General features: G+C 35.9%; 6 protein-coding genes. 1 reads left to right on the top strand and 5 read right to left on the bottom strand.

Features of this window, described 5'->3' with window-relative positions:
• Positions 1–12: 12 nt before the first annotated feature.
• Both NBT05_RS05120 and NBT05_RS05115 read right to left on the bottom strand, forming a co-directional pair.
• Positions 13–3,870: a PorP/SprF family type IX secretion system membrane protein gene (locus NBT05_RS05120; RefSeq protein WP_265772383.1), complete on the bottom strand. Its 3,858-nt coding sequence runs from the start codon at positions 3,868–3,870 to the stop codon at positions 13–15.
• Between the two features lie 5 nt (positions 3,871–3,875).
• Positions 3,876–5,963 carry a gliding motility-associated C-terminal domain-containing protein gene (locus NBT05_RS05115; RefSeq protein WP_265772382.1) on the bottom strand — a complete coding sequence of 696 codons (2,088 nt, stop codon included), beginning with the start codon at positions 5,961–5,963 and terminating at the stop codon, positions 3,876–3,878.
• A gap of 672 nt (positions 5,964–6,635) precedes the next feature.
• Between NBT05_RS05115 and NBT05_RS05110 the strand changes: the two genes are divergently transcribed.
• Positions 6,636–7,601, top strand: coding sequence for a hypothetical protein (locus NBT05_RS05110; RefSeq protein ID WP_265772381.1), 966 nt, complete (start codon positions 6,636–6,638; stop codon positions 7,599–7,601).
• Between the two features lie 89 nt (positions 7,602–7,690).
• Here NBT05_RS05110 and NBT05_RS05105 read toward each other — a convergent pair whose 3' ends face one another.
• The 3 genes from NBT05_RS05105 to mnmG form a co-directional block, all read right to left on the bottom strand.
• Entirely contained in the window at positions 7,691–8,230 is a 540-nt protein-coding gene (locus NBT05_RS05105) for an OmpH family outer membrane protein (RefSeq protein ID WP_265772380.1), read from the bottom strand.
• A gap of 205 nt (positions 8,231–8,435) precedes the next feature.
• Positions 8,436–9,305, bottom strand: coding sequence for a class I SAM-dependent methyltransferase (locus NBT05_RS05100; RefSeq protein ID WP_265772379.1), 870 nt, complete (start codon positions 9,303–9,305; stop codon positions 8,436–8,438).
• Between the two features lie 381 nt (positions 9,306–9,686).
• Entirely contained in the window at positions 9,687–11,558 is a 1,872-nt protein-coding gene (gene mnmG, locus NBT05_RS05095) for a tRNA uridine-5-carboxymethylaminomethyl(34) synthesis enzyme MnmG (RefSeq protein WP_265772378.1), read from the bottom strand.
• Position 11,559: the final 1 nt, after the last annotated feature.

The raw sequence follows: 11,559 nt of genomic DNA, 5'->3' as shown, positions 1-11,559 counted from the left end.
CACCTTTACAGGCTATTCAATTTTCATTATGTACATATCTCCGTCATATGCACCACCTACATTAGAAAATAAATCTTTTTTTGCTTCATCTAGGGTTTCGTACCGATCTATATAGATGTACAAATAGTTATCCTTAGGACTACGGAAATACTTAGGTTCCAGTCCACGATCCCTTAGACGTTGCATGCCTCTTTCGAAATAATTTTCTCTTTTAAATATACTGGTAATCAGGTAATATCCGTTTTTGATATCATGACCGGCTATATATGATAAATTATCTTTAATCACCGAGTCATCTTTAAGCGATCCCATAATTACCCGAGATTCCTGAACTAGTTTTTTCATAGATTCTACCCTGTTTTTTGCCACTTGTAAAATCCACATATCTCCAAAATATCGGTTGTCCAGGTTATTTAAATACTTCTCTGCGGCTTCGTCTTTATCTTTAAATTTTTCAATAGCTACGTATTGATACCCGTTTTCTCGATTCTCAATAACTTCTGCATTATCAAAACCCAGACCTTTTAAAGTACTGGTAAACTTATCTGCATACTCTCCTCCGTTAAAAACATTTCCTATCAGATAAAAGCCTTCTTCATACCCGGGTAAAAACTTAGTGGCATATTTGGCTTCCGGACGGGTAGCTTCAGCAAATTTTATAAACCGATTATCTGCAGTTAAACGCTTAGAGCTAATCAGGTCTCTTTCTTTTTTAACTTCTTTAGCCTGATTATCCATATTTACCAGGGATTCTAAAAGCTTTGTAAAATCTCTTTTATCTACATTGTTACTGGAAGTCAATAAAGAATCCCGGGTCGCAATTAATTTATTTGTAATTCTACTGCTATTGTCCAATTCTTTCTGAATCTCTTCAATATCTTCCGGATTTTCCGCGGCTTCTGCGGCCAACCTAGCTTCTTCGGCAGCGGCTGCTCTTTTTGCTGCTTCCGCTTGTCTTTCTTCTTCGGCAATTCTTTCCTGCTCTGCAATTTCGGCTAATCTTGCTTCTTCGGCAATACGAGCTTGTTCAGCTAAGCGTGCTTCTTCGGCTCTTCTTGCTTCTTCGGCAATACGCTCTTGTTCGGCTTCTTCGGCTAATCTTGCTTCTTCTGCCCGTCTTGCTTCTTCGGCAATTCTTTCTTGTTCTGCAATTTCTGCTAGTCTTGCTTCTTCAGCTTGCCTTGCTTCTTCAGCTATTCTTTCCTGTTCTGCAATTTCTGCTAATCGAGTTGCTTCGGCTTCTTCAGCTTCCTTATCGGCTATGGTTTGGTCTATGGTGGCAATTAATTCCTCTTTTTTAGCTTGTGGAATAAACTGGCTCTCGGCAATCAGCTTAGAACTCCTTCGTAATTCTTCAACATTTTTTGCAGCAATGGCAGTTTCCGTAGCCGTAATAATTTGCTCGGCTTTCTTAGATTCTTCTGCCAGTCGTGCCGCTTCGGCTTCCTGACGTGCTTGTTCGGCTTCTTCAGCCAATCGGGTTGCCTCTGCTTCTTCAGCTAGTCTTGCTTCTTCTGCAATTCTTTCTTGTTCCGCAATTTCTGCTAGTCGAGCTTGTTCCGCTTCTTCAGCTTCTTTATCGGCTATGGTTTGGTTTATAGTAGCGATTAATTCCTCTTTTTTAGCTTGAGGAATAAACTGACTCTCGGCAATCAGCTTGGAACTCCTACGTAATTCTTCTACATTTTTTGCGGCTACGGCAGTTTCTGTTGCGGTAATGATTTGCTCGGCTTTTCTGGATTCTTCTGCTAACCTGGCGGCTTCAGCTTCCTGACGTGCTTGTTCTTCTATTTTGGCTTGTTCTTCTATTTTGGCTTGTTCTGCAACGTTAGCTTCTTCGGCAATACGTGCCTGCTCTGCTGCCTGTCTTTCGATACGTGCTTCTTCTTCTAATCGTGCTGCTTCTGCTGCTTCTGCTTCCCGGGCAATTCGTGCGGCCTCTTCAATTCTGGCTTGTTCTGCTAATCGTGCTTCTTCTTCAATTCTTGCTGCTTCTAAACGCGCTGCTTCGGCTTCTTCTGCTAAGCGAGCTTCTTCTAACTTCCGGGCTTCTTCTGCCGGATCATTAATCAGGTTATTTTCCTGTTCAAGCTTTTTAGAGGACGCCAATCGTTCTTCTTCCTCTTTTTGTAGTGCTAATTGTTGTTCAAGTTCTTTTTGTGATTGTACGGGACCTTCAGCATTTTGCTGTCTTACAATCTGTTCTAATTCTTTTTGAGAGGCTGCTAATCTTTTTTCTTCGGCAATTTGTGCTGCCATTTCTATTTCTAATTGCTCCTCTTCGCTTAATTCTGCCTCTTTTTGTTTAGCAATTTGTTCTTCAAGGGCAAGGGCTTCTTGTTGTAATCGTTCGCGTTCTTCTTCTTCTGCTACGGCTGCCTCTTGTCTGGCTGCTTCCGCTTCTCTAGCTGCTTCGGCTACTGCAATTTCCTTAATAGCTTTTTGCTCTTCTGTTTCTGCATCATTACCACTAGCAGAAGTATTGGTTTCAACCACTTCAATTTCCGGCTCACTCTGTGTTTCTTCCTCTGCAACTGCTTCTTCCTGGGCAAGTCTTTGTTCGTTTACTTCTCTTTCCAGTGTACGTTGTGCACGAAGACGCTCTTCCTCTTCTTCTAATTCCTGTTTCCGCAGTTCCATTGCCAATCTTTTTTCAGATTGAAGCTGGTCTTTTCCTTGTGCATTTAGCAATTCCACTTCATCTTCTCTTTGCAGTTCTAGCTTACGTGCACTACTTTCTTCTTCTGCTTTTGCGTCTGCAATGGATTTTTCTAACCTACTTAAACTACGTTGCGCCTGGTTTAAAGAATCTCCCTGGGCTTGTAAGCTTCGAATAATTTTATTCTGTTCCAGAATTTCTTTCTTTAACCTTCGGATTTCAGAATCCCTTTTAATATAGCCCTCATCCTTAGAAGCAATCGGTCTTCTCGCAGTTACTTTTCCTTTACCAAAGTTAAATGCCAACCCGAATTCGTGCGTAGCACCAAAATCATTTGCTGTACCTGTACCCCCGATACCCGGCTCTACAGTATAGGCAACAGAAACTGATTTGGTCACGTTTACACCCAGACCAATAGAAGCACCAAAAAAGCTATTATAGCCCGTTTGTGCCCAGCCGTATTTCGGAATTTCAAAAAGGACATTACCACCATACCGCAGATCACCTTCGGCAGGCATCTGTCCGTATCCCATGACACGTAATTCTGTATCCTCCCGCCAGTTTAATTCTGTAGTATACATGGCATGACCACTATATATCATCTGATCCGTAAGTAGTTCGCTATTGGTAAAATTATAGGCTACTGCGTTTACTACAGAAACCCCTACGTCAAACGCCTGGTAATTAAAATTCACCCCGGGGTGTAGAAACATTACTGAATTTTCGGGAAAATTATTTAAAACAGGATCGTTTGTATTCACCTCATCCAGCCGGGTATTACTTAACCTACTTTGTGAATAACTAAGGTTCGTACCGAAGGTAAGGTTCATATCCCGATCTAGTTCTACATTATAGGCATAGTTTAAATCTGCTCCCGAGTAGACAATCACGCCAATATTTTGTTGAAATAAACCGGCTCCTACCCCCATTTTTTCTGCTATAACATTATTATAGTTTAATAAATAGGTTTGGGTATTGTCTGTAAACGTGGCGTTAATATTACGATTGAATATATTTACATAGGTATTATTTTCTCTTACGAAGGAAAAAGTAGGATTGAATAAAAACCGATTGTACTGAACGGAGTTGTGTAATGAAATAAAATCAGATGGAAGCGCACTATTATCCGTAGCAACACCCGGATCTACCTGGGCAAAGGAAATCTTAGTGATTGCAAATAATAATAAAATGATACGTACTTTCTGACTCATACGGTTTATTGCATTACGGTAATCGTACCTTTTTTAGTTACTTCCTGATTTTCTTTGATAATATAGAAGTACAATTCTTCTTTGACCTCTTCCATTTCCGGCCACTCGCTATTATAACCTCCTGTTTTATTAAATACCGGTTGACCGTTTACATTGTATATGGTTACTTCTACATCTGCACTGCTAAATCGTGCGGGAAGCACCCATCGGTCATTAATTCCAGGACTTCCGAAGGGAGTAATAATGTTAGGAATTAACTCTGAAATACTTACTTCACCTTCTTTACCGATTTCTATAGGCAAGGTTGGTACCTCACAAAGGTCGGTAGCAATCCTGGCAAGATATATTCCGGGTTCACTCACTATTAATTCGTTTATGGTTTCTCCATCTATTAAACGCTCTTCTCCGCCAACAATTTCAAACCAGGTATAGCTAAAGTTTTCATTAGACGGAGCGGTTATAGTAACCGTAGCATCGTCTTCTACTGAAAGTATTGCCGGAACCGCGGTTAATTCTATATTGTTATCTAAAAATAGAATAGGTAATTCTTCTGAAGTCCTTGCTGTGAACTCACCGGTATCTAAACTTGCTTCTACCCGATAGATGCTTTCTGAATCTCCACGGTTTATTTCAAATTCCCGACCAAATTCTCCGGTGCTGACATCGTCTTTAAACCATTCAAAATTCAATCTGGTTAACTGATCTTCAGTTAGAGGTACGGGTCCTACGTTAGTGATTCCGTTTACCTCTATAACTCTTAGCGTAATTATTTCTGCGCTACAATCGATAATATCATCCGTACCGATGACTGGTATAATATTATTTGGGGCTAAAATTTCAGTTTGTGAAAACAATGCAGAGTTACAAGCATCATTTGCGTCAATTTCTACTCTATACACTGCAATAAGAGGTGCATCAAACGAAGAAGTCGGACTCTGTAAAGGGCCCGAAGATTGAATATTAGTATCTACAATCCAGCGAATGGTACTACCAAGCGGTGCATCGGTTTCAATCTCAAGGTTTAATACCTCTCGTGGGAGACGTACTAAAAATTCCGGTAAGGGTTTGGTAATACTGGAACCTTCATTAACAACGGTTACGGGTTCTGACAGTAACTGGTTACATTCATCACTAATAGCTAATTGTACCCTATAAACCCCTCCAAAGTCATTGTCTGATAATCGAATATTAGGGCCGGTTGCCTTATCAATAGGTTCTCCGTCTTTAAACCATTGGTGCTGGTAATTAAAGCTGGAATTGGTATAGGTTAAAACTTTGTCTTCTCCAGGACAAAAAGAAAAATCAGGAGCAGCAGTGATGATTTGAACTTCATCTACTTCTACTTTAGAAACGGTTACTTCATTAGATCTAGCACGTCTAAAAATATTTTGACAGTCACCAAGTGGTATTTTAGCAACATAAGTTCCTTCACTAGTCACGGTAAGACTGGTTCCATTCTCTCCAGGTATTAATATATCGTTATTAACCCCTTCTACCCGAAACCATTCCCATTCAAACTGTTCCGGATCAATAGGTTGTTTATCTTTATCCAATACTTCAATAACCAATTCTTTACGGATGGTTTCTACATTACAAAAAATTACCGGTTTACGATCATTTAATCGAAGATCAATGCTATCCCTAAAAAAATGCATAGGTGTATCATCCGAAATCTCACTTATGATTTTATCATCAAGGGAAGCAATCACTCGTAATTTATAGGTATCACTACTACTCGTAGTAGGAATAGAAAAATTTTCAAATTCTATTTCTTGTTCGCTTGAGGTACCATTATTAGGACCATTGGCTCTAGCCAATTCAATAGCATTACTAAAATCTCCATTAGGATCTGATCGCTGTAATATAAACTCATTTCCATTGGGAAGCGCGGCACCGGGTGACAACAACGCGAGTACCGTAAATTCATTTTTACTAGTAGTAGCACACGCACTAGAAAAATTTTGCAATTCGGGTTTTTGAATAGAGCGAGATTGTCCGTATATTAGATTTGCAGATACTACAAAAAGTAGTACCCACAATGATAGTAATGTTTTACCATTCATAGCATCATATTTTTGTGATAATGATGTCATTAGTTTCATATTAAATCGTAGCGTTTGGGGCGCATGTTAATAATCTTGTTAATATATTTATCGTAATGACATAAAATTATAAATAATTAAATTATAATACCGTAATTTTTCGTTTTTTTTTGTAATAATATTCTTACGATCATTTTAAGATAATTCATACGTTTGTTTTAGTATCCAATCCATTCTTTAAAAATAAAGATAAACTTCTATTTATCAAGCTTTTAAATTAAAATTGGGATTACAATTTTATGAAAATTTTTTCTTATAACTGTTAATATTTCTCCAATAATTCCGATTTAACAATTGTTAGTTTAGATCAAAGGTACTAAATTTAGAAATAATTAATAATTTCCTAAAGCATATAAAACGTCAATTATTCCGATTAAGTGTAAATTTTCTAATGATTTTAGCCTGTATTTTTATTATCTAATTCATTTTATAAGGAGTTTCCTTACAAAGTTTTATATGTTAAATTAATTCCATTCCATTTAATTATAACTTAATACCAACTTCTAATAGTAATACAACAGGGTACTAAAACCTATATTTAACCTAAAAGTATAATTAAATTTCCCTTCGGTTTAACCAAAATTTATACTTTTAAGCCTTACTAAACAATTACTAACTTTAATCTTTTAAAATGAAAAAATTCTTTTACTATTAGCGATTTGTATGGTATTTAATGCCTGTGAAACTGAACCAATTAATGAAACGGGAAACTATGAGACAAAAAGTTCTACTGATTTTGTACGTACGTATACTGATGGTTCGGGGCAAATTGAAATTATTTATATAGAAAAAAGATATAATTCTGAGGATGAAGGCGACCCTGCTGATTTTAAGAAAACTACTTTAGTGCCTGATGGTTATATATGTATTGGAGGATCTGTTAGTATTCCAGGAATAGGAGCTTTTATTTATGAATCCTATCCTTCCTCTGGTAGAAATGATGCATATAAGGGTTGGACAATTGCTGCTAAATATCATGGTAATAACTCTCCCAAAATTGGCTTTCCTGTTACTATAAGTGTAATTGGGTTACGACTTAAAGATAATGATGGGAAGTATATACCTGAATCCAAATTAAAAGAATATATGCTAATTAAAAGAGGCTATTCTAGTTTTGCCAAGTTTAATAGGACAAGTGCTACATTACCAAACGACTATGAATTAATAGGGGGTGGGGCAAATTTAGATTTTTTAGGTTTTGGAGAAGTTTCAAAAAATGGGGCACTGCTTAAAGAATCTTATCCTTCGGGTAATACCTGGATTGCATCAGGTGGATCTTATATCTTTCCTGCAGCATCAAAGTTAAGTGCTTTCGCGATTGGGATAAAAAAGGAAATTCCTAATTTTGGTAATATTGAAAAATATGTTTTAAATGATTTTACTGGAAGTTGTGTTAATAATTCATGTAGTGATACTGAAGCATTTCCTTTAGTTGGTCCCGGTGGAACTTTTTTAGGAACTTGCCCTGGTTTTAAAATTAATCCTGCAAGTGAAGGTTGGTATGCAAATAGGTTGTTTACACGTACTGAAAATAATAGTCGATTAGATGCACAATCATTACCTATTAATACCACCAGCCGAGGTTCTATGGATGCTTCATTAATAGTGGTAAGAAGACGAAATCAGTAGTTTTTAATCCTACTGCAAAACAATCAATAAAACTAAAAAAGGTCATTCTGCAAAATGACCTTTTTTTTATACCATTTTATTAAAATTTTCTATTCCTCAGTAGAGGAAGTTTTGGCTGTATCAATATTCTTATTGAGTTCAGTTAGTACTTCTTCAGTAATATCAAGATTATCCTTTGCGTAAAAGATGTTTCCTACTTCGGTTTCTCCAAAGATGTACGTATAGCCATTGTTTTTTCCGTAGTCTTTTACAAAATCTTTTACTTTGTTGATAATAGAATCAATTTCTACCTTACTACCATCCTGGATTTCTTGCATTTTTACTTGCTGTTCTCTCTGTAAGTTTTGTTGCTTTGCCATCAACTCCTGTTCTTTCTTCTCTCTATTGGCTTTGGTCATAGATTTCATAATACTTTGATACCCTTGAACCTCCTGTTGAAATTCTTTTGCCTTACCTTCTAATTCGGTTCTTAAATCATCATTCATTTTAGTCCATTTATCTTGAGCCGCTTTCATCTCCAAATATTCGGAAACAATTTTAGTATTATTTACATAGCCTGTTTTTTCTGAGGACTGATTACATGAAGCAAAAAATATGCTTAGTACTAAAATCCCTAAATATTTTTTCATTTCTGGTTTTTTAAAAATTTATGCAAAAGTATTAAAGATCAGGGATATTTAAATTTATATTCTTCTTATTTCACAAGTATTAGTAAAATAAATAGTATTCTTAAATTAATAGAGGATGTCTATTAGAAAACTGTTATTTATAAGCCCTTATAGCGAACAAAAATTGTAAGTACTAGGTTTCTATCTTTCTAAAAGAAAAAAGCTTTTAAATAGGCTTATTTTTGCTTTTCATTCTTTTTAAAATATAAATTTGAGATGAAAACTCCTTTGTTTTCCATTTTGCCTCTACATTTGAGTATAAGCCAATACCTAAACCTTTTAATAAGGCAATTTTACTATTTTTATATTTCTCTGATAAAATAGAAACATAAAAAGAATCAAACCACATGGGTTTTACTTTTTGAACTTCAAACCCGTATTTTTCAAATATAATAGATATTGATTTTTTTGAAAAATGCCATAAATGTCTGGGAACATCATAAGCTGCCCAAAATTCTTTGTAGTAATTTGCATCAAAAGATTTATAGTTAGGAACTGCTATGATTAAAGTCCCTTCCTTTTTTAAATAGGTACTAATCAAATTGATTTGATTGTCCAGATTATAAATATGCTCTAGTACATGCCACATGGTAATCACATCAAAACTACGTTCTTTAAAACTAGTATATGCTGTATGTAGGGTTATTTCTTTTTTTAAAGCATTTTCTCTGGCTACTACATTCGGTTCAATACCCTGAACATTCCATCCCTTTTTTTTTGCTTCTACTAAAAAATCACCCGTACCCGCTCCAATATCTAATAGCACTCCACCATTTTTATTCCATTTCCGGATAAGCTTAACCTTATGATGTAATGCCAGTTTTTTAACTTGTTGATACATTTGATTAAACAAACCTTTATGATTATCCGTATGAGAAATATAGGAAGGACTATCGTAATATTTGGACAGGCTTTGTAATTCAGGTTTTGGAGAAGTATACAGGATATCTGTCTCTTCGTCATATTGCAAACTAAATTCTTTATTACTGACTGTATAGTCTTTAGTAATAATGTACGTTTTCTGCTCAACACTCATTTGAAAAATGAAAAATTTAGAATTTGATTAAAGTTTTACGTAGAAACATGATGTTTTTATATTGAAGTTGTTTAAACTTTCATTAATTGGCTGCAAAATATTTCCCAAACTGAATTTAGAACATACTTTTTCACTTACTTTTTATCATTTTTAAGTTCCGTAGCTACGGCTATGCAACTGAAAATGATTTTATTAAGCAAAAAATACCTATTTTTCGCTTCAATCAGAAAAATTTAAACCACTTCTATATGTAGAAATGTTTATTACTAATTGAACCATTGGGTAATTTTTTCCAAACTTTAAATGAGTACAATTACAATTAAACTAATTTTTATTACACTACTCCCAGTTTACAATTTTATATTACTAGTAAAACTACATTTACCGTCCCATATACACTAATAAAACAGATATGTCACTAGGCGAAACACCACTTATTCGGGAGGCTTGAGATATGCTTACCGGTTTAATTCGGGACATCTTTTCACAAGCTTCATAAGAAAGGGATTTCAGTTTGGTATAATCGAAATTCTTTGGGATTTTAATATTTTCTAATCGATTTAATTTATCAGCATTATTCTTTTCTTTTTCGATATAACCGGAATATTTAATTTGGATTTCTGTTTGTTCAAGCACTTCTCGTTCCAGGTTATGCTCATCAATATATTCAGCAACTTTTATTACTTCTTTTAAATCATCCAATGTAATTTGTGGTCGGGCAAATATTTTAAAAAGTTTACCACTTTGTGAAACCGGAGAAGAACCTTTTTCTTTAAGAATAGGATTAATTTCTTCAGGAGCTACACTTGTTTTCTTAAAGAATTCTACAAAGTCATGCGATGATTTTTGTTTCTCTTCCATAAGTTGCATCCGTTCTTTAGAAGCTAGACCTATTTTAAAAGATTTTGGCGTAAGCCTAAAGTCTGCATTATCCTGACGTAAAAGTGTTCTATATTCTGCCCGTGAGGTAAACATTCGATAGGGTTCTTCGGTCCCTTTAGTAATTAAATCGTCAATTAAAACACCAATATAAGCTTCGTTTCTTTGAAGTGTAAAGGATTCTTTTTCCTGTACTTTTAGAGCCGCATTGATACCTGCCATTAATCCTTGCGAAGCTGCTTCTTCATACCCGGTAGTTCCGTTAATTTGACCTGCAAAATATAATCCGGATACTACTTTTGTTTCTAAGGTATGAGCTAATTGAGTAGGTGGAAAATAATCATATTCGATCGCATACCCTGGTCTAAAAAATTTTACCTTTTCAAATCCAACCACTTTTCTTAAAGATTCAAATTGAACCTCTTCCGGTAAAGAAGTTGAGAAACCATTGACATAAACTTCGACAGTATTCCATCCTTCGGGTTCTACAAACAATTGATGCCTTTCTTTATCCGCAAAACGATTGATTTTATCTTCAATAGAAGGGCAATACCGAGGTCCTATACTCTTAATACTACCATTAAACATAGGAGAACGATCAAAACCTGTACGTAAGGTGTCATGTACTTTTTCTGAAGTATAAGTCATGTAACAGGATCGCTGCTGAGTTAAGGGTTTGGTCATTTTAGAATAACTGAACTTTTCCGGTTGTTCGTCACCAGGTTGTTCCACCATTTTAGAATAATCCAAAGATCTGCCATCTACCCTGGGAGGTGTTCCGGTTTTCATTCGGCCAGCATCAAAACCAAGATTAATTAATTGTTCTGTTATTCCGGTGGCAGCTCTTTCTCCTGCCCTACCGCCTCCAAATTGCTTTTCACCAATATGAATAAGTCCGTTTAAGAAAGTGCCATTAGTTAAGACTACGGACTTAGCTTTGATCTCAATTCCTAGAGAAGTTTTAACTCCTACCACTTTATCTTTTTCAATCAAAAGTCCGCTAACCATTTCCTGGTAAAAATCGAGATTAGGAGTTTGTTCTAAAAGTAAACGCCACTCCTCAGCAAAGCGCATTCGATCACTTTGCACTCTCGGACTCCACATTGCGGGTCCTTTTGACTTATTAAGCATTTTAAATTGTATAGCGGTACGATCACTTACGATACCGCTATATCCACCCAAGGCATCAATCTCTCTAACAATCTGTCCTTTTGCAATACCTCCCATTGCCGGATTACAACTCATCTGTGCAATGTTTTGCAAATTCATCGTAATTAACAAAGTACTGCATCCCATGTTGGCGGCGGCGGCGGCGGCTTCACTTCCGGCATGTCCGGCTCCAACAACTATAACATCATAAATCCTATCAAACATA

Origin of the sequence: Aquimarina sp. ERC-38, from assembly GCF_026222555.1 — a bacterium.
In the GTDB taxonomy this organism is placed as follows: Bacteria; Bacteroidota; Bacteroidia; order Flavobacteriales; family Flavobacteriaceae; genus Aquimarina.
Note: the sequence above shows the minus strand (reverse complement) of the source record. Positions and strands in the feature narration are given on the sequence as shown.

Coding starts and splice junctions, on each gene's coding strand:
- NBT05_RS05120 (WP_265772383.1), bottom strand. CDS start 3,870: ATGAGTCAGAAAGTACGTATCATTTTATTATTATTTGCAATCACTAAG.
- NBT05_RS05115 (WP_265772382.1), bottom strand. CDS start 5,963: ATGACATCATTATCACAAAAATATGATGCTATGAATGGTAAAACATTA.
- NBT05_RS05110 (WP_265772381.1), top strand. CDS start 6,636: ATGGTATTTAATGCCTGTGAAACTGAACCAATTAATGAAACGGGAAAC.
- NBT05_RS05105 (WP_265772380.1), bottom strand. CDS start 8,230: ATGAAAAAATATTTAGGGATTTTAGTACTAAGCATATTTTTTGCTTCA.
- NBT05_RS05100 (WP_265772379.1), bottom strand. CDS start 9,305: ATGAGTGTTGAGCAGAAAACGTACATTATTACTAAAGACTATACAGTC.
- mnmG (WP_265772378.1), bottom strand. CDS start 11,558: ATGTTTGATAGGATTTATGATGTTATAGTTGTTGGAGCCGGACATGCC.